The following is a 20,561-nucleotide window of genomic DNA, read 5'->3' on the forward strand; positions in this document are numbered from 1 at the left end:
GAATTTATGAGCCAATTATTAATGCCGTCTACCGACGCGATGATTACGCTGGAAAACGTCAACAAATGGTACGGACAGTTTCACGTCCTGAAAAACATCAACCTGAAGGTAAAGCAGGGAGAACGCATCGTATTATGCGGACCTTCCGGTTCGGGTAAATCGACAACTATCCGCTGTATCAACCACCTGGAAGAGCATCAGCAAGGACGTATTGTGGTGGATGGGATCGAACTCAATGAAGATATCCGCAATATTGAGCGCATCAGACAAGAAGTTGGCATGGTCTTTCAGCACTTTAATCTCTTTCCTCATTTGACGGTCCTGCAAAACTGCACGCTGGCACCGATCTGGGTGCAAAAGATGCCAAAAAAAGAGGCTGAAGCTCTGGCAATGCACTACCTTGAGCGAGTTCGCATTGCTGAACATGCGCATAAATATCCTGGGCAAATCTCTGGTGGGCAGCAACAGCGCGTGGCCATTGCACGCTCGCTGTGCATGAAACCTAAAATTATGTTATTCGATGAACCCACATCAGCGTTGGATCCTGAAATGGTAAAAGAAGTGCTTGATACCATGATAGGTCTGGCACAATCAGGCATGACCATGCTGTGTGTTACCCATGAAATGGGCTTTGCCCGCACAGTGGCCGACCGGGTGATCTTTATGGATCTTGGCGAGATTGTTGAACAGGCAGCACCGGATGAGTTTTTTGCTCACCCCAAATCTGAACGCACTCGTGCGTTTTTGTCGCAGGTTATCCATTAAAGCCATGCGCCGGATACAACCCGGCGTTTAACAGATAAAACAAAAGGCCCAGTCTTTCGACTAGGCCTTTTGTTTTTATTTGATGTCTGGCAGTTCCCTACTCTCGCATGGGGAGACCCCACACTACCATCGGCGCTACGGCGTTTCACTTCTGAGTTCGGCATGGGGTCAGGTGGGACCACCGCGCTACAGCCGCCAGACAAATTCTTTTCTAAGTGCCAAACTTTAACCGAAAAACTGGTGCTGATACCCAGAGTCGAACTGGGGACCTCACCCTTACCAAGGGTGCGCTCTACCAACTGAGCCATATCAGCACACTAAATTTGATGCCTGGCAGTTCCCTACTCTCGCATGGGGAGACCCCACACTACCATCGGCGCTACGGCGTTTCACTTCTGAGTTCGGCATGGGGTCAGGTGGGACCACCGCGCTACAGCCGCCAGGCAAATTCTGTCTATCAACACACTTCTCAGGTCTGTCGATGTAATCTGTAATCAAGCTGAATTTCGATGTCTATTTCGCCAAAACACCTTCGGCGTTGTAAGGTTAAGCCTCACGGTTCATTAGTATCGGTTAGCTCAACGTATCGCTACGCTTACACACCCGACCTATCAACGTCGTCGTCTTCAACGTTCCTTCAGGACCCTTAAAGGGTCAGGGAGAACTCATCTCGGGGCAAGTTTCGTGCTTAGATGCTTTCAGCACTTATCTCTTCCGCATTTAGCTACCGGGCAATGCCATTGGCATGACAACCCGAACACCAGTGATGCGTCCACTCCGGTCCTCTCGTACTAGGAGCAGCCCCCCTCAATTCTCCAGCGCCCACGGCAGATAGGGACCGAACTGTCTCACGACGTTCTAAACCCAGCTCGCGTACCACTTTAAATGGCGAACAGCCATACCCTTGGGACCTACTTCAGCCCCAGGATGTGATGAGCCGACATCGAGGTGCCAAACACCGCCGTCGATATGAACTCTTGGGCGGTATCAGCCTGTTATCCCCGGAGTACCTTTTATCCGTTGAGCGATGGCCCTTCCATTCAGAACCACCGGATCACTAAGACCTGCTTTCGCACCTGCTCGAGCCGTCACTCTCGCAGTCAAGCTAGCTTATGCCTTTGCACTAACCTCCTGATGTCCGACCAGGATTAGCTAACCTTCGTGCTCCTCCGTTACTCTTTAGGAGGAGACCGCCCCAGTCAAACTACCCACCAGACACTGTCCGCAACCCGGATCACGGGTCTACGTTAGAACACCAGCCATTAAAGGGTGGTATTTCAAGGTTGGCTCCATGCAGACTGGCGTCCACACTTCAAAGCCTCCCACCTATCCTACACATCAAGGACCAGTGTTCAGTGTCAAGCTATAGTAAAGGTTCACGGGGTCTTTCCGTCTTGCCGCGGGTACACTGCATCTTCACAGCGAGTTCAATTTCACTGAGTCTCGGGTGGAGACAGCCTGGCCATCATTACGCCATTCGTGCAGGTCGGAACTTACCCGACAAGGAATTTCGCTACCTTAGGACCGTTATAGTTACGGCCGCCGTTTACCGGGGCTTCGATCAAGAGCTTCTCCTTACGGATAACCCCATCAATTAACCTTCCGGCACCGGGCAGGCGTCACACCGTATACGTCCACTTTCGTGTTTGCACAGTGCTGTGTTTTTAATAAACAGTTGCAGCCAGCTGGTATCTTCGACTGATTTCAGCTCCATGAGTAAATCACTTCACCTACATATCAGCGTGCCTTCTCCCGAAGTTACGGCACCATTTTGCCTAGTTCCTTCACCCGAGTTCTCTCAAGCGCCTTGGTATTCTCTACCTGACCACCTGTGTCGGTTTGGGGTACGATTTCGTGTTACCTGATGCTTAGAGGCTTTTCCTGGAAGCAGGGCATTTGTTACTTCAGCACCGTAGTGCCTCGTCATCACACCTCAGCGTTAACAAGACTCCGGATTTACCTGGAATCTCCGCCTACATGCTTAAACCGGGACAACCGTCGCCCGGCTAACATAGCCTTCTCCGTCCCCCCTTCGCAGTAACACCAAGTACAGGAATATTAACCTGTTTCCCATCGACTACGCCTTTCGGCCTCGCCTTAGGGGTCGACTCACCCTGCCCCGATTAACGTTGGACAGGAACCCTTGGTCTTCCGGCGTGCGGGTTTTTCACCCGCATTATCGTTACTTATGTCAGCATTCGCACTTCTGATACCTCCAGCATGCCTCACAGCACACCTTCAACGGCTTACAGAACGCTCCCCTACCCAACAACACATAGTGTCGCTGCCGCAGCTTCGGTGCATGGTTTAGCCCCGTTACATCTTCCGCGCAGGCCGACTCGACCAGTGAGCTATTACGCTTTCTTTAAATGATGGCTGCTTCTAAGCCAACATCCTGGCTGTCTGTGCCTTCCCACATCGTTTCCCACTTAACCATGACTTTGGGACCTTAGCTGGCGGTCTGGGTTGTTTCCCTCTTCACGACGGACGTTAGCACCCGCCGTGTGTCTCCCGTGATAACATTCTTCGGTATTCGCAGTTTGCATCGGGTTGGTAAGTCGGGATGACCCCCTAGCCGAAACAGTGCTCTACCCCCGAAGATGAGTTCACGAGGCGCTACCTAAATAGCTTTCGGGGAGAACCAGCTATCTCCCGGTTTGATTGGCCTTTCACCCCCAGCCACAAGTCATCCGCTAATTTTTCAACATTAGTCGGTTCGGTCCTCCAGTTAGTGTTACCCAACCTTCAACCTGCCCATGGCTAGATCACCGGGTTTCGGGTCTATACCCTGCAACTTAACGCCCAGTTAAGACTCGGTTTCCCTTCGGCTCCCCTATTCGGTTAACCTTGCTACAGAATATAAGTCGCTGACCCATTATACAAAAGGTACGCAGTCACCCCATAAAGAGGCTCCCACTGCTTGTACGTACACGGTTTCAGGTTCTTTTTCACTCCCCTCGCCGGGGTTCTTTTCGCCTTTCCCTCACGGTACTGGTTCACTATCGGTCAGTCAGGAGTATTTAGCCTTGGAGGATGGTCCCCCCATATTCAGACAGGATACCACGTGTCCCGCCCTACTCTTCGAGTTCACAACACATGCACTTTTGTGTACGGGACTATCACCCTGTACCGTCGGACTTTCCAGACCGTTCCACTACCACACATGCTGATTCAGACTCTGGGCTGCTCCCCGTTCGCTCGCCGCTACTGGGGGAATCTCGGTTGATTTCTTTTCCTCGGGGTACTTAGATGTTTCAGTTCCCCCGGTTCGCTTCATTACGCTATGTATTCACGTAATGATAGTGTGACGAATCACACTGGGTTTCCCCATTCGGAAATCGCCGGTTATAACGGTTCATATCACCTTACCGACGCTTATCGCAGATTAGCACGTCCTTCATCGCCTCTGACTGCCAGGGCATCCACCGTGTACGCTTAGTCGCTTAACCTCACAACCCGAAGATGTTTCGTAAAACACTTCAGTGTTGCGAAAATTTGAGAGACTCGGACACACCGCTTTTCATTTCTTGTTTACGGAGAAATGAAACAGTGTGTCGTTTCAATTTTCAGCTTGATCCAGATTTTTAAAGAGCAAATATCTCAAACGAGACTCGAAAGTCTGTTTTGAGATACTTCGGTCGGCGACTTTCACTCACACATACCAGCAAGTGGCGTCCCCTAGGGGATTCGAACCCCTGTTACCGCCGTGAAAGGGCGGTGTCCTGGGCCTCTAGACGAAGGGGACACTGAAGTCTCAATCGCAAGACGCCTTGCTATTTACTTTTCATCAGACAATCTGTGTGAGCACTACAAAGAACGTTTCTTTAAGGTAAGGAGGTGATCCAACCGCAGGTTCCCCTACGGTTACCTTGTTACGACTTCACCCCAGTCATGAATCACAAAGTGGTAAGCGCCCTCCCGAAGGTTAAGCTACCTACTTCTTTTGCAACCCACTCCCATGGTGTGACGGGCGGTGTGTACAAGGCCCGGGAACGTATTCACCGTGGCATTCTGATCCACGATTACTAGCGATTCCGACTTCATGGAGTCGAGTTGCAGACTCCAATCCGGACTACGACATACTTTATGAGGTCCGCTTGCTCTCGCGAGGTCGCTTCTCTTTGTATATGCCATTGTAGCACGTGTGTAGCCCTACTCGTAAGGGCCATGATGACTTGACGTCATCCCCACCTTCCTCCAGTTTATCACTGGCAGTCTCCTTTGAGTTCCCGGCCGAACCGCTGGCAACAAAGGATAAGGGTTGCGCTCGTTGCGGGACTTAACCCAACATTTCACAACACGAGCTGACGACAGCCATGCAGCACCTGTCTCAGAGTTCCCGAAGGCACCAAAGCATCTCTGCTAAGTTCTCTGGATGTCAAGAGTAGGTAAGGTTCTTCGCGTTGCATCGAATTAAACCACATGCTCCACCGCTTGTGCGGGCCCCCGTCAATTCATTTGAGTTTTAACCTTGCGGCCGTACTCCCCAGGCGGTCGACTTAACGCGTTAGCTCCGGAAGCCACGCCTCAAGGGCACAACCTCCAAGTCGACATCGTTTACGGCGTGGACTACCAGGGTATCTAATCCTGTTTGCTCCCCACGCTTTCGCACCTGAGCGTCAGTCTTTGTCCAGGGGGCCGCCTTCGCCACCGGTATTCCTCCAGATCTCTACGCATTTCACCGCTACACCTGGAATTCTACCCCCCTCTACAAGACTCTAGCCTGCCAGTTTCGGATGCAGTTCCCAGGTTGAGCCCGGGGATTTCACATCCGACTTGACAGACCGCCTGCGTGCGCTTTACGCCCAGTAATTCCGATTAACGCTTGCACCCTCCGTATTACCGCGGCTGCTGGCACGGAGTTAGCCGGTGCTTCTTCTGCGAGTAACGTCAATTGCTGCGGTTATTAACCACAACACCTTCCTCCTCGCTGAAAGTACTTTACAACCCGAAGGCCTTCTTCATACACGCGGCATGGCTGCATCAGGCTTGCGCCCATTGTGCAATATTCCCCACTGCTGCCTCCCGTAGGAGTCTGGACCGTGTCTCAGTTCCAGTGTGGCTGGTCATCCTCTCAGACCAGCTAGGGATCGTCGCCTAGGTGAGCCGTTACCCCACCTACTAGCTAATCCCATCTGGGCACATCCGATGGCAAGAGGCCCGAAGGTCCCCCTCTTTGGTCTTGCGACGTTATGCGGTATTAGCTACCGTTTCCAGTAGTTATCCCCCTCCATCGGGCAGTTTCCCAGACATTACTCACCCGTCCGCCACTCGTCACCCAAGGAGCAAGCTCCTCTGTGCTACCGTTCGACTTGCATGTGTTAGGCCTGCCGCCAGCGTTCAATCTGAGCCATGATCAAACTCTTCAATTTAAGTTTGATGCTCGTGAATTAAACTTCGTAATGAATTACGTGTTCACTCAGAGACTTGGTATTCATTTTTCGTCTTGCGACGTTAAGAATCCGTATCTTCGAGTGCCCACACAGATTGTCTGATAAATTGTTAAAGAGCAGTTGCGACGCGCTTTAGCGCTCTGTCGCGAGGTGGCGTATATTACGCTTTCCTCTTTCAGAGTCAACCCTCATTTTCAGGTTTTTCTCTTCAACCGAACCGGCTGTTTGTGTGAAGTGATTCACATCCGCCGTGTCGATGGAGGCGCATTATAGGGAGTTTCCTGCGGCCCGCAACCCTTAAATTGCAGAAAAATGACTGACCGCTGCATTCCACAGCAAAACCCCGCCTTATACCCATTTACACACAGAGTTATCCACAATCGTAAGCAAAATAGTGGTCAGCCTCCCTGAAAGAAGTGAAAGCAGATAAGGAAATCTCTATATAAAAAGAGACTCGCTCTACATTATATATAGAAGAAAAGCCCAGGCAGGCCATGCCCCATCATCCCTACCACCTTTGAATTACGCATCCCATCAGGCGATAATACCCATACAAACCGTGATTCCAGGACCGTGATGAGACACTCTCCGCAACGTACTGCTATACGCAAACGCCCGATGAAGCTCGGCACTACCGTGATCCTCATGGTCAGTGCGGTACTCTTCTCCGTGCTGCTTGTCGTTCATCTGATTTATTTCTCGCAAATCAGCAACATGACGCGCGATGCATTAGCAGGTAAAGCGCTTGCGGTCGCACGAACGCTGGCAAACTCCCCGGAGATCCGCCAGGGGTTAATGAAAAAGCCCGAGGAAAGCGGTATTCAGGCGATTGCCCAGGCGGTGAATAAGAGCAACGATTTTTTGTTCATCGTCGTCACCGATATGCAAAGCATTCGTTACTCCCATCCCGAAGCGCAGCGAATCGGTCAGCCGTTTAAAGGCGATGACATTTTGCTGGCCCTGCAAGGGAAAGAGAATGTCGCCATTAATCGCGGATTTCTGGCGCAAGCCCTGCGCGTATTTACCCCTATTTATGACGAGCATCACCGGCAGATAGGCGTCGTGTCGATCGGCCTTGAGCTAAGCAGGGTGACTGAGCAGATCAATAACAGTCGTGGCAGCATCTTTTGGTCCATCTTATTTGGCGTGCTGGTTGGGCTGCTCGGCACATGGGTATTTGTCAAAGTCCTCAAGCGTATTCTGTTTGGTCTGGAGCCTTATGAAATCTCCAATCTGTTCGAACAACGCCAGGCGATGCTGCACTCTATAAAGGAAGGCGTCATTGCCGTTGACGAGTGCGGTGAAGTGACGCTGATAAACCAGGCGGCACAAGAGTTGCTGGATTACCACAAATCGCAAGACGATGCCCAGCTCTCCACGCTCAGCCACGCATGGTCAAAAGTGGTCGATTTTTCACAGGTACTGCATGACGGAACGCCGCGTCGCGATGAAGAGATCATGGTGAAGGATCGGCTACTCTTAATTAACACGGTTCCGGTACTCAGCAACGGTAAAATCATCGGGGCCATTTCAACATTCAGAGATAAGACTGAAGTCCGAAAATTAATGCAACGACTGGACGGCATGGTCAACTATGCCGACGCACTTCGTGAACGATCCCACGAATTCATGAATAAATTGCACGTGATTCTGGGATTATTGCATCTGAAAAGTTATAAGCAGCTTGAAAATTACATCCTGAAGACCGCGAACAGTTATCAGGAAGAGATTGGCTCACTGTTAGGAAAAATAAAATCCCCGGTGATCGCAGGATTTTTACTCAGTAAGATTAATCGCACATCTGATTTAGGCCATAGCCTGGTGATCAGCAATGAAAGTCAGTTACCGGAAAACAGCAACGAAGATCAGGTGGCTGTGCTGATTACCGTTCTGGGGAATTTGATTGAAAACGCCCTGGAGGCGCTAGGTCAAGAACCTGGTGGCGAGATCAGCGTATCCTTGCATTATCGACACGGCTGGTTGCATTGCGAAGTGAATGACGATGGTCCGGGGATTGCTCCCGAACACATTGAGCACATCTTTGAGAAAGGCGTTTCGTCAAAAGGAACCGAACGGGGCGTTGGTTTAGCGCTTGTTAAACAACAGGTTGAAAACGTTGGCGGCAATATTTCCGTCGAGTCTGAACCTGGGATCTTCACCCAATTTTTTGTACAGTTACCGTGGAATGGTGAGAGGGCCAGCAGATGATCAATGTCTTAATTGTCGATGACGATGCAATGGTAGCGGAATTAAACCGCCGTTATGTCGCGCAACTCTCCGGTTTTCATTGCTGCGGCACAGCCTCCACGCTGGAGAAAGCAAAAGAGATAATCTTTCATAGCGGTAATCATATCGATTTGATTTTGCTTGATATTTATATGCAAAAAGAAAACGGTCTGGATCTGTTGCCTGTATTGCACAGCGAAGGTTGCAAGTGTGATGTCATTGTCATCTCTTCCGCCGCTGACGCGACCACCATCAAAGACTCTCTCCACTATGGTGTCGTTGACTACCTGATCAAACCGTTCCAGGCGTCCCGTTTTGAAGAGGCGCTGACCGGCTGGCTACAAAAGAAAACCGAGATGGAAAAGCATCAGTACTATGAACAGTCTGAGCTTGACCAGTTGATTCACGGCAGCTCCTCCAATGAACAGGAAGCGCGGCGCTTACCTAAAGGATTAACGCCACAAACGTTACGCACGCTGTGCCAGTGGATTGATGAGCATCAGGATCAGGAATTCTCCACCGATGAACTGGCCAACGAGGTCAATATCTCGCGCGTTTCTTGCCGTAAATATCTTATCTGGCTCGTCAATTGTCACATCCTATTTACCAGCATCCATTATGGCGTAACCGGTAGACCGGTCTATCGTTACCGCGTTCAGGCTGAACATTACTCATTACTAAAACAATATTGCCAATAAAAACAATTTGGGATTATTTGTTATTTGAAAGTAACAATTATTAAAATAATGAAAAATCCCTTCTTTTCTGAATCATGCTGCAGAATTATAAATTTGCGTTAGATCAAATATATTTGTATCCAGCATGTTAAATGTATTATTTTAATATTGATTAACGTCACACTGTTTTTAATTTCAAAATCGCTAACAAAAGTTAATTAAGTATTATCTATCTCGCAGAGTGTGTATTTTTACCCATAAAGGATTAGTCTGAAATTAACCAGACATACAAAATCTAGATTGGTAGCAATGGAGACCATGCTACGTACCATGGACACCGTACATTTTTGTGAGCAAATAAAAGTATCCGCACGCCAACCTCATCACATTATGAAATGGCGTGAGCGTGATCACACAAATAACCTACTCACCCATTCTGTCGGTGGTTCACGAAATAGCGGAAAACGCAAAACAGATAAATTACAGCGTCAACCGCAGCTCTCCATGTCCAGCTCTGCTTCCCATCGCCTGAGGATTCTCTCCTCTGATCAAAGCCACAGAAAAAAGCTAAATATCGCCATAACGTTAAAAAAACATTCTAGCAAGACATTTGAACATTAATCGCAAATACGGACATATCGAATACTGACCATTTTTTGATGCCTATTCCGGCAAAAAAGAATGTGGCACAGATCCATTTTTCAAAAAATTGACTGGTTTTTTCGCGAGGGTAAATAAAATGTTATTTAGTATACAACTTCTTATAATATTAATATGTTTGTTTTATGGTGCCAGAAAGGGCGGTATCGCGCTGGGTTTATTAGGCGGTATCGGCCTGGTCATTCTGGTTTTCGTTTTCCATCTCCAGCCGGGTAAACCACCTGTAGATGTAATGCTGGTTATTATTGCCGTGGTGGCCGCATCGGCAACCTTGCAAGCCTCCGGCGGCCTTGACGTTATGCTGCAAATCGCTGAAAAGCTGCTGCGCCGTAACCCAAAATACGTTTCCATCGTCGCCCCGTTCGTTACCTGCACCCTGACGATTCTCTGCGGTACAGGCCACGTGGTCTACACCATCCTGCCAATCATTTATGACGTTGCCATTAAGAACAATATTCGCCCGGAACGTCCGATGGCGGCGAGTTCTATCGGTGCGCAGATGGGGATTATCGCCAGCCCGGTGTCCGTGGCCGTTGTATCACTGGTCGCAATGCTGGGTAACGTAACGTTTGAAGGCAAGCATCTTGAATTCCTCGACCTGCTCAGCATCACTATCCCGTCTACCCTGTTGGGTATCCTGGCGATCGGTATCTTCAGTTGGTTCCGCGGTAAAGATCTGGATAAAGATGAAGAGTTCCAGAAGTTTATTTCCGTTCCTGAAAACCACAACTACGTTTATGGCGATACCGCCACACTGTTAGACAAAAAGCTGCCGAAAAGCAACTGGCTGGCCATGTGGATCTTCCTTGCCGCTATCGCCGTTGTTGCCGTGCTCGGCGCGTTCTCTGAGCTGCGCCCTACCTTCAGCGGCAAACCGCTGTCAATGGTACTGGTTATCCAGATGTTCATGCTGCTGACCGGTGCGCTGATTATTATCCTGACGAAGACCAATCCCGCTTCAATATCTAAAAACGAAGTCTTCCGTTCCGGTATGATCGCGATTGTGGCGGTGTACGGTATTGCCTGGATGGCCGAAACAATGTTCGGCGCGCACATGACGGAAATCGAAGGTGTGCTGGGCAATATGGTGAAAGAGTATCCGTGGGCCTATGCAATTGTTCTGCTGTTGGTTTCCAAATTTGTAAACTCCCAGGCTGCGGCGCTGGCGGCGATTGTTCCGGTCGCACTGGCAATTGGGGTTGATCCAGCGTACATCGTTGCTTCCGCTCCGGCATGTTACGGTTACTACATTCTGCCGACTTACCCGAGCGATCTGGCGGCTATTCAGTTTGACCGTTCCGGCACCACCCACATTGGCCGTTTCGTTATCAACCACAGCTTCATTCTACCTGGGTTGATCGGCGTGAGCGTATCCTGTGTCTTTGGTTGGATCTTCGCTGCAATGTACGGTTTCCTGTAATTACAGTGCGCGTGCCGTCCGCTTTGGAACGGCACGCCACCGTCAAGACACAGAGAATTTTAAAATTCCTGAGAAAAATGAAAAGGCTGGAAGCAAATGTCAAAAGTTGAATTCACTTATCAGGCGGCTTTCCCACTGGGGGAAGACAAAACTGAGTACTACCTGCTGACCTCCGATCACGTCAGCGTCGGCGAGTTTGAAGGCGAAACAATCCTGAAAGTAGCCCCTGAAGCACTTACGCTACTGGCCCAACAAGCCTTCCACGATGCCTCCTTCATGCTCCGCCCTGAACACCAACAGCAAGTCGCCTCAATTCTCCATGATCCCGAAGCCAGCGAAAACGATAAATACGTAGCGCTGCAGTTCCTGAGAAACTCCGAAATCGCGGCTAAAGGCGTATTGCCAACCTGCCAGGACACCGGTACGGCAATTATCATGGGTAAAAAAGGTCAGCGCGTCTGGACCGGTGGCGGCGACGAAGCGGCACTCTCCAAGGGCGTATTTAATACCTATATTGAAGATAACCTGCGCTACTCGCAAAACGCGGCGCTGGATATGTACAAAGAAGTGAATACCGGCACCAACCTACCCGCACAAATCGACCTGTACAGCGTGGATGGTGACGAATACAAATTCCTGTGCGTGGCCAAAGGCGGCGGTTCAGCGAACAAAACCTATCTGTATCAGGAAACCAAAGCGCTGCTCACGCCCGGCAAACTGAAAAACTTCCTGGTTGAGAAAATGCGCACGCTGGGTACCGCAGCATGCCCGCCGTACCACATTGCATTCGTCATTGGCGGCACGTCAGCGGAAAGCACCCTGAAAACGGTGAAGCTGGCCAGCACACACTACTATGACGCACTGCCGACTGAAGGTAATGCGCACGGCCAGGCGTTCCGCGATCTGCAACTGGAACAGGAACTACTGGAAGAAGCGCAGAAACTCGGCCTCGGCGCCCAGTTTGGCGGGAAATACTTCGCGCACGATATCCGCGTGATCCGCCTGCCTCGCCACGGCGCATCCTGCCCGGTTGGTATGGGTGTGTCTTGCTCCGCAGACCGTAACATCAAGGCCAAGATTAACCGCGAAGGGATCTGGATCGAAAAACTGGAACATAACCCAGCCCAGTACATTCCGGAGTCGCTGCGCCAGGCAGGCGAAGGTGAAGTGGTTAAAGTTGACCTTAACCGCCCAATGAAAGAGATCCTCGCTCAGCTCTCTCAGTATCCGGTTTCTACCCGTCTGTCGCTGAGCGGCACCATCATTGTCGGTCGCGATATTGCCCACGCGAAGCTAAAAGAACGTATTGAGTCCGGCGAAGGTCTGCCGCAGTACGTGAAAGATCACCCTATCTACTACGCGGGCCCGGCCAAAACACCTGCGGGTTATCCGTCCGGCTCTTTAGGGCCAACCACTGCGGGTCGTATGGACTCCTATGTTGACCTGCTACAGTCTCACGGCGGCAGCATGATCATGCTGGCAAAAGGTAACCGTAGCCAGCAGGTGACAGACGCCTGCCACAAACACGGTGGCTTCTATTTAGGCAGCATTGGTGGCCCGGCAGCGGTACTTGCGCAGCAGAGTATTAAACATCTGGAATGCGTGGAATACCCGGAGCTGGGTATGGAAGCTATCTGGAAAATCGAAGTCGAAGATTTCCCGGCTTTCATTCTGGTCGATGACAAAGGCAACGATTTCTTCCAGCAAATCGTCAGCAAACAATGCGCTAACTGCGCGAAGTAACCCATTCGGCCCGGCACTGGACTGACAACAGATTTTTGGCGTCAGTCCAGTGATCCCCCCGGGCCAACTTTATCCCCCCATTTACTGGCGTTGAATTTTTGCCGCTCACAGGGAATAGTAACCTTTTCCATTACTTGTGAATTCGCCATGCTCCGCACACTGAACTCCACAATCTTGCACTCTGGCGCGCTGCTTCTGGCGCTAATACTTATCTACACCGGTATCTCAGCCACGGAGAAAATCACCTGGCTGATGGAAGTTACGCCGGTCATTATTGTCGTCCCACTGTTGCTGGCGACCGTGAAGCGCTACCCGCTGACGCCCTTGCTCTACACGCTCATTTTCTTGCACGCCATCATTCTGATGGTCGGCGGTATGTATACCTACGCTAAAGTCCCTGTCGGTTTTCAGGTTCAGGAGTGGCTGGATCTCAGTCGTAACCCCTATGACAAGCTGGGTCACTTCTTCCAGGGTCTGGTGCCCGCCCTGACGGCAAGAGAGATTTTAGTGCGCGGTAATATAGTTCGTGGCCGCAAAATGCTGGCATTTTTGGTCTGCTGCGTGGCGCTGGCGATTAGCGCGATGTATGAGCTGATCGAATGGTGGGCGGCGCTGGCGATGGGTCAGGGAGCGGATGATTTTCTCGGGACGCAGGGCGACCCGTGGGATACCCAGTCGGATATGTTCTGCGCCCTGCTCGGTGCGCTAACCACGGTGCTCGTGTTGGCGGGCTGGCACAACAGACAGTTAAAAACTGCCGGATAGCGCTGACGCTTATCCGGCAATCTGCCCTACCCATTGCGAGACTTCATAACCAGAATCGGCAAGGCGAACAGGAGTGTCAGAAAGTTCGCCATGCTGACGGCAGTATCTTCAATCAATAATCCATAAATCAGCCACAACACCAGCCCACACACAAACATTACATACATTAAACCGGAGATACCCTGCGTGTTGCGGGTGGTAATGACCTTAATCGCTTGCGGTAAGAATGAGAGCGTCGTCAGGCTAGCCGCCAAATACCCAATCCACGAATGCCATTCCATAGCTACGCCTTCACATCACCTGGGGTGACTATCGCAATAGCCGGGATATCCGGTTGTTCATGCTGCTGCGGCACCTTACGGTACTTATCCAACAAATGAATCTGGACCCTGCGCAGCGTGTCGCCGTTCAGTCGGTAAAAGCGGAAGTAAAGGACTAAGGTCACCACAAAAAAGAGTGCAGGTAGCGCGATCATAATGAATTGCATACCAACAATGGTTTCTGCAGACTGCGCGACATTCGGCGCGTAATTAATCACCCCAAGTATCACTGCGATAAAGAAAGCGGCAAATGCAGACCCTCCTTTTACCACCATCGTCTGCACTGAATAAGCGATACTTTCACAACGTACATTCAGTTTGTATTCGCCGTAATCAACGGTATCCGCCACCATAATGACCTGCAACACCCAGAAAAGCGCTGAACCAATATTCAGTAAAATACCAGCAATAACAATGAGTAAGATGTTATGAAAACCGGCTAACGCCATCACCAGCAAAACGATACAGCTGAGCACCGGCAGCACGGATGCCCCAGCCCACAGGATCCGTCGTGACAACGCTTTTACCAATCGAGGAAAGAAAATCAGCGTCAGCAGGTTTGCCGCTCCTGCGTAAGACATGTAGTACGGGAAGAGGCTTGCATCGCCAATCACATAAGTAAAATAGTAAATGGCAAAGCCAGCAATGATATTGGCGGCAATATTGTAAGCCAGCGCCATGCCTAGCAGGCAGGATAACTGGTCGTTTTTATAGATGAGCCCAACGATCGCTTTCAGCCCAAGACGACTGCTGTCCGCCGTTGCCTCACTATCTGACGAATAAACCTCATGCACATTACGCAGCGTAACAACGGTAGAAACGATAAAGAATGCAATCAGCACCAGCGTAAACATCTGGAAACCAAAGCCGCGATCGGCCCCGCCAACATAGCTCACAAAGGGTAGCGTTACCCCCGCGGTGACAAACCCAGCCAGGCTTGCGAAGAAACGAGGGAACGGCACCAGTTGTTCACGCTCGCGTTTATCCAGCGTAATAGTTGGCACCAGCGACCAGAATGGAATATCCATAATGGTGTAGGTCATTCCCCATAATATATACGTCACGCAGACAAATACGACTTGCGCAGTGCCCTCAAACAAATGTGCGCTAAAAAGCAAAAACAGCACCAATGAGTTCGCCAGCGTACCGAGTAAGATCCAGGGTTTAAATTTTCCCCACCGCGACCGGGTGGCGTTCACAATCCAGCCCATGATGGGATCGTTTACCGCATCCCAGACCCTTGCCGCCAGGAACAACGTTCCGACCAGCCCCACCGATAATCCCACCACGTCGGTGTAGTAATACATCAGGTACATGTACACAATACCGATGGCGAAATCCTTACCAAACGCTCCAAATCCGTAACTGAGTTTTGTTTTCAGAGAGATGCTCATAGGGTATCGGGTCGCCGTTACCAGCGCCCGCCTTCTGTTAGAGGAAACGTCAGAGGTTAAACGCCGGATGCTCTGCCCGGCGTAATGGTGTGTTAACGGTGTAACCAGGCCGGCAGCCAGTCGCCATGAGACGCGATCAGGTCGTCCACCAGCGCATAAATCTCCTCAATCCCCAATACCGCGGCGGTATGCGGATCCATCATCGCCGCGTGATAAACGCGATCGCGATTTTCCGTCAGAATGGCTTCCGTTAGCAGGGTCTGAACATTGATATTGGTTTGCATCATGGCCGCTAAATGTGACGGGAGAGTACCCACCTTCGTTGGCTGGATACCATTCGCATCGACCAGGCAAGCCACCTCCACGCAACAGCCTTGCGGCAGGTTATCGATCAGATGGTCATTGCGAACGTTGCCATACACCACGCTCGGTTCACCGGTCCAGATAGCGTTCATGATAGTGCTGGCATATTCACGTGACGGTTTAATCTCGATCCGCGCCGCCGTTTTGTACTCTTCCAGCTCTTTGTTCCAGTTCGCCAGCTGTTCCACACAGCGTTTTGGATACTCATCCAGTGGAACCTTATAGCGCTCAATCAGATCCTCACGCCCTGGTTTGATAAACCACGGCGTATATTCCGCGAAATGCTCCGACGACTCAGTGACGAAATAGCCCAGCTTTTTGAACATTTCATAACGCACAATGTTCTGACAACGGGTATTACCGTGAAGATTCGGTTTCGGCGCCTGACCAGATTCATAGGCCGCCAGCAGCTCCGGATAGAGATTCACATAAGCACCGTCAGCCGTTTTACGCTCAAGTTCCAGATAAAACGCCATATGGTTGATCCCGGCGCAGCGATAGCGCAAAGAGGCCGGGTCGATGTTCAAATCGCGGGCCAGCTCCTCCGCTGTCCCTTGCACCGAGTGACACAATCCAACCTGCTTAATATGCGGATAGCGCGCATACATTGCCCAGGTGTTCATCGCCATCGGGTTAACGTAGTTAAGCATGGTGGCCTGCGGGCAGACTTCGGTCATATCCTCACAAATCTGCCATAAATGCGGGATAGTGCGCAGCGCGCGCATAATGCCGCCTGGCCCCAGCGTATCGGCAATCGTCTGCTCCAGACCATGACGTTTACACACCGCAAAATCGGTAACGGTACAAGGTTCATAGCCACCAATCTGGAAAGCGACCACCACAAAATCAGCATCCTGCAATGCCGCTTTTTGATCGGTATAGCAGGTGATACGCCCGGACGCGCCCGCTGAGTCCATCAACTTACGCACCACAATGTGTGACTCTTCCAGCCGAGTAGGATTGACGTCCATCAAGGCGATATGCGCAGATTTCAGCGCATCGCGATGAAAGACGTCCCCGAGGATATTTTTGACGAAAATCGTGGAACCGGCGCCGATAAAGGTAATTTTGGGTGCAGACATCATGACTCTCCAGAACATTAGTGAACACAATCATGGTGGCACAGCGCATAGATGAAAACTTCCGACTTCCCTGGCGAGCATTCCCATAAACTCAGATCGCCTCTTTGTCCCATACTGGATCTGAGTTTATGGGACAAAATTGCACAAAAAGCAGAGTATGCGGCCCCAAAATCTCACTATGCTCAATGATATCGGTCCGATTTGTGTCCTGATTCTCAGCCTTAATGCGCAGCAAATGACATGATTCTGATAATTCAGGAAATGGAGCAACCATGAGTACATTACCGACATCGCCTCTTCCCCCCGATCCGCACATGTGCAGCAGCGATGAAGAGCAAACCCGCAGCCCATTGTCGCTGTACTCAGAATATCAACGGATGGATATTGAGCTGCGCTCACCGCATGCTATGCCTGCCAGCCACTGGCATGGGCAGGTGGAGATTAATGTGCCGTTTGATGGCGACGTTGAGTACCTCATCAACAACGAAGTGGTGCAGATAAAACAGGGACACATTACGCTTTTCTGGGCCTGTACGCCGCATCAGCTCACGCGTCCGGGCCGTTGCCAAAGCATGGCTATCTTCAATTTACCGATGCACCTTTTCCTTTCCTGGCCGCTGGATCGCGAACTGATCAACCACGTTACCCATGGCATGGTCATCAAATCGCTGGCATCGCAGCAGCTAAGCACCTTTGAAGTTCAGCGCTGGCAACAGGAGCTGAGCAACCCGAACGAGCAAATTCGCCAGCTCGCCATTGATGAAATTGGTCTGATGCTCAAGCGGTTTAGCCTTTCCGGCTGGCAGCCAATCCTGGTCAATAAAACTTCACGGACGCACAAAAACAGCGTTTCGCGGCACGCCCAGTTTTACGTAAGCCAGATGCTGAGTTTTATTGCCGATAACTACGATCAGGTGCTCACTATCAACGACGTCGCGGAACACGTGAAGCTCAACGCTAACTACGCGATGGGGATTTTCCAGCGCGTGATGCAACTCACCATGAAGCAGTACATCACCGCAATGCGGATCAATCACGTCCGCGCATTGCTTAGCGATACCGATAAAACCATTCTTGACGTCGCATTGACCGCCGGATTCCGATCCAGCAGCCGTTTTTATGACACCTTCAGCAAGTTTGTCGGCATGTCGCCGCAGCAGTACCGCAAACTGAGCCAGCAGCGCCGGCAAACAATGGCTGGCTGAGCAGCCAGAAACCACCGGCGTTACCCCAGCCTACGATCCCTATCGTTCGCCGATATCAGTATCAGCCAAAAAAATATTCCCCCTGTCGATAAACAGCGGTGAAAAATCGCCAATAAGCAAACATAACCATTTGTTTAAAAACAAATTAAACACAAATCAGACTATTTATCACCCGCTTTACAGCCCATTTTGTCAGGATAATACTTGCCTGCGTCACATTCATACGGTGTGTCTGCAATCCATAAATTGCAACCTTTCCACAACCGGGTAAAAGATGATGAAAGTATTAATTGTTGAAAGTGAGTTTCTGCATCAGGACACCTGGGTCGGTAGCGCTGTCGAACGTCTGGCTGACGCATTAAGCCGCCAAAATGTTACCGTCATTAAGTCCACCTCATTCGACGATGGTTACGCAATCCTCGCCGCTAATGAAGCCATTGATTGCCTGATGTTCAGCTATCAAATGGAACAACAAGACGAGCACCTGAACGTCAGGCAATTGATCGGCAAGCTCCACGAGCGCCAGCAAAACGTTCCCGTTTTCCTGCTGGGCGATCGCGAAAAAGCCACCGCATCGCTGGATCGCGACCTGCTGGAGCTTGTCGATGAATTCGCCTGGATTATGGAAGATACCGCAGACTTTATTGCCGGACGTGCCGTTGCGGCGATGACCCGTTACCGCCAGCAGCTTCTGCCGCCACTGTTCAGCGCGCTGATGAAGTACGGCGACATCCATGAATACTCCTGGGCGGCGCCTGGTCACCAGGGCGGTGTCGGATTTACCAAAACGCCGGCGGGTCGTTTTTACCATGATTACTACGGTGAAAACTTATTCCGTAGCGACATGGGTATTGAACGCGCATCGCTCGGCTCACTGCTGGATCATACCGGCGCATTTGGCGAGAGCGAAAAATATGCCGCCCGCGTGTTTGGCGCTGACCGCTCCTGGTCCGTAGTGGTCGGGACTTCCGGCTCTAACCGCACCATCATGCAGGCTTGTATGACCGAAAACGACGTCGTGGTGCTGGATCGTAACTGCCACAAATCTATCGAGCAGGGGTTGATCCTCACCGGCGCAAAACCGGTGTACATGGTGCCAAGTCGCAACCGGTACGGCATTATCGGCCCTATCTACCCGCAAGAAATGCAACCTGAAACATTGCAGAAAAAAATCAGCGAAAGCCCGCTGACCAAGGGCAAGGCCGGGCAAAAACCGTCTTACAGCGTTGTGACCAACTGTACTTATGACGGTGTTTGCTACAACGCCAAAGAGGCCCAGGACCTGCTCGCGCAAACCAGCGATCGCATCCACTTCGATGAGGCCTGGTACGGCTATGCTCGCTTTAACCCAATTTATGCCGATCACTACGCTATGCGTGGCGCGCCGGGCGATCATAACGGTCCTACCGTTTTTGCGACCCACTCGACCCACAAACTGCTGAACGCGCTCTCTCAGGCGTCTTACATTCACGTCCGTGAAGGTCGTGGGGCCGTGAACTTCTCCCGCTTTAACCAGGCGTACATGATGCACGCCACCACCTCTCCGCTGTATGCCATCTGCGCATCAAACGACGTGGCGGTCTCCATGATGGACGGCAACAGCGGTCTGTCGCTCACCCAGGAAGTGATCGACGAAGCGGTCGATTTCCGTCAGGCTATGGCGCGTTTGTACAAAGAATTTTCCGCCGAAGGCGACTGGTTCTTCAAACCGTGGAACAAAGAAGTGGTAACTGACCCGCAAACCGGCAAAACCTATGACTTTGCCGATGCGCCAACCCAACTCCTGACCACTGACCAGAACTGCTGGGTGATGCGTCCGGGTGAATCCTGGCACGGGTTTAAAGACCTGCCGGATAACTGGAGCATGCTGGACCCAATCAAAGTCAGTATTCTGGCGCCGGGGATGGGCGATGATGGCGAACTGGAAGAGAGCGGCGTACCGGCAGCGCTGGTCACCGCCTGGCTTGGCCGCCACGGTATCGTGCCGACCCGTACCACCGATTTCCAGATTATGTTCCTGTTCTCAATGGGGATTACCCGTGGGAAATGGGGCACGCTGATCAATACCCTGTGCTCATTCAAACACCATTACGATGCCAATACACCGCTGGCGCAGGTGATGCCAGAACTGGTTGAGGAACATCCTGACACTTACGCCAACATGGGCATTCACGATCTGGGCGACACCATGTTTGCCTGGCTGAAAGAGAATAACCCTGGCAGCCGACTCAACGCGGCCTACTCCGGCCTGCCCGTTGCTGAAATCACCCCGCGTGAAGCCTATAACGCGATAGTCAGCGATAACGTTGAGATGGTGGCCATTGAAAATCTGCCGGGTCGTATAGCTGCGAATTCCGTGATTCCTTACCCACCGGGAATTCCAATGCTGCTGTCCGGGGAAAACTTTGGCGACGCCAATAGCCCGCAGATTAGTTATCTACGTTCGTTGCAGTCCTGGGACCACCACTTCCCTGGATTTGAACATGAAACCGAAGGAACGGAAATTATTGACGGTGTATATCACGTCATGTGCGTGAAAGCATAATGT

Annotated in this window: 12 protein-coding genes, 2 tRNA genes and 4 rRNA genes; 9 read left to right on the forward strand and 9 right to left on the reverse strand. The window is 51.1% G+C overall.

The features are described 5' to 3' along the window. Positions 1-6 precede the first annotated feature (6 nt). Entirely contained in the window at positions 7-765 is a 759-nt protein-coding gene (locus HV229_RS23000; protein WP_181546485.1) for an amino acid ABC transporter ATP-binding protein, read from the forward strand. Positions 766-849: 84 nt separating this feature from the next. Here HV229_RS23000 and rrf (HV229_RS23005) read toward each other — a convergent pair. From rrf (HV229_RS23005) to HV229_RS23030, 6 genes are all read right to left on the reverse strand, one after another. Further along, a 5S ribosomal RNA gene (gene rrf, locus HV229_RS23005) occupies positions 850-965 on the reverse strand. A gap of 38 nt (positions 966-1,003) precedes the next feature. Next, positions 1,004-1,079, reverse strand: a tRNA-Thr gene (locus HV229_RS23010). A 14-nt stretch (positions 1,080-1,093) separates the two neighbouring features. Further along, a 5S ribosomal RNA gene (rrf, locus tag HV229_RS23015) occupies positions 1,094-1,209 on the reverse strand. Between the two features lie 98 nt (positions 1,210-1,307). Further along, positions 1,308-4,214, reverse strand: a 23S ribosomal RNA gene (locus HV229_RS23020). 220 nt (positions 4,215-4,434) lie between these two features. Then, positions 4,435-4,510, reverse strand: a tRNA-Glu gene (locus tag HV229_RS23025). 85 nt (positions 4,511-4,595) lie between these two features. Continuing rightward, a 16S ribosomal RNA gene (locus tag HV229_RS23030) occupies positions 4,596-6,137 on the reverse strand. Together the 16S, 23S and 5S rRNA genes with 2 tRNA genes alongside form the textbook arrangement of a ribosomal RNA operon. A gap of 597 nt (positions 6,138-6,734) precedes the next feature. On the opposite strand from HV229_RS23030, the gene HV229_RS23035 reads away from it, so the two are divergent. The 6 genes from HV229_RS23035 to HV229_RS23060 all read left to right on the forward strand — a co-directional run bounded on the left by HV229_RS23035 (position 6,735) and on the right by HV229_RS23060 (position 13,649). Beyond that, positions 6,735-8,366, forward strand: coding sequence for a sensor histidine kinase (locus tag HV229_RS23035; RefSeq protein WP_181546487.1), 1,632 nt, complete (start codon positions 6,735-6,737; stop codon positions 8,364-8,366). Continuing rightward, positions 8,363-9,082: a two-component system response regulator DcuR gene (gene dcuR, locus HV229_RS23040; RefSeq protein ID WP_016155419.1), complete on the forward strand. Its 720-nt coding sequence runs from the start codon at positions 8,363-8,365 to the stop codon at positions 9,080-9,082. The genes HV229_RS23035 and dcuR overlap by 4 nt, the downstream gene beginning before the upstream one ends. Before the next feature lie 297 nt (positions 9,083-9,379). After that, positions 9,380-9,682: a hypothetical protein gene (locus HV229_RS23045; RefSeq protein ID WP_131341598.1), complete on the forward strand. Its 303-nt coding sequence runs from the start codon at positions 9,380-9,382 to the stop codon at positions 9,680-9,682. A 118-nt stretch (positions 9,683-9,800) separates the two neighbouring features. Next, a complete protein-coding gene (dcuB, locus tag HV229_RS23050) occupies positions 9,801-11,141 on the forward strand; it encodes an anaerobic C4-dicarboxylate transporter DcuB (RefSeq protein WP_003031873.1) in 1,341 nt (446 codons plus the stop codon). Positions 11,142-11,237: 96 nt separating this feature from the next. Beyond that, a complete protein-coding gene (fumA, locus tag HV229_RS23055; protein WP_016155418.1) occupies positions 11,238-12,884 on the forward strand; it encodes a class I fumarate hydratase FumA in 1,647 nt (548 codons plus the stop codon). Between the two features lie 147 nt (positions 12,885-13,031). Further along, positions 13,032-13,649, forward strand: coding sequence for a DUF2238 domain-containing protein (locus HV229_RS23060; protein ID WP_019077832.1), 618 nt, complete (start codon positions 13,032-13,034; stop codon positions 13,647-13,649). 26 nt (positions 13,650-13,675) lie between these two features. Here HV229_RS23060 and HV229_RS23065 read toward each other — a convergent pair whose 3' ends face one another. From HV229_RS23065 to melA, 3 genes are all read right to left on the reverse strand, one after another. Then, on the reverse strand, positions 13,676-13,930 hold the full coding sequence (locus HV229_RS23065; RefSeq protein WP_181546489.1) for a SemiSWEET transporter: 255 nt from the start codon (positions 13,928-13,930) through the stop codon (positions 13,676-13,678). A gap of 2 nt (positions 13,931-13,932) precedes the next feature. After that, positions 13,933-15,363: a melibiose:sodium transporter MelB gene (melB, locus tag HV229_RS23070; RefSeq protein WP_049282259.1), complete on the reverse strand. Its 1,431-nt coding sequence runs from the start codon at positions 15,361-15,363 to the stop codon at positions 13,933-13,935. A gap of 92 nt (positions 15,364-15,455) precedes the next feature. Then, the gene (gene melA, locus HV229_RS23075) at positions 15,456-16,811 is read right to left on the reverse strand and encodes an alpha-galactosidase (RefSeq protein ID WP_049259806.1); all 1,356 of its coding nucleotides are present in this window, start codon (positions 16,809-16,811) and stop codon (positions 15,456-15,458) included. Positions 16,812-17,080: 269 nt separating this feature from the next. On the opposite strand from melA, the gene melR reads away from it, so the two are divergent. Both melR and adiA read left to right on the forward strand, forming a co-directional pair. After that, entirely contained in the window at positions 17,081-18,013 is a 933-nt protein-coding gene (gene melR, locus HV229_RS23080; RefSeq protein WP_047499581.1) for a transcriptional regulator MelR, read from the forward strand. Positions 18,014-18,290: 277 nt separating this feature from the next. Then, on the forward strand, positions 18,291-20,558 hold the full coding sequence (gene adiA, locus HV229_RS23085) for an arginine decarboxylase (RefSeq protein WP_181547748.1): 2,268 nt from the start codon (positions 18,291-18,293) through the stop codon (positions 20,556-20,558). Positions 20,559-20,561 lie beyond the last annotated feature (3 nt).

This window comes from Citrobacter sp. RHBSTW-00524 (assembly GCF_013747755.1).
GTDB classification, from domain to species: domain Bacteria; phylum Pseudomonadota; class Gammaproteobacteria; order Enterobacterales; family Enterobacteriaceae; genus Citrobacter; species Citrobacter braakii.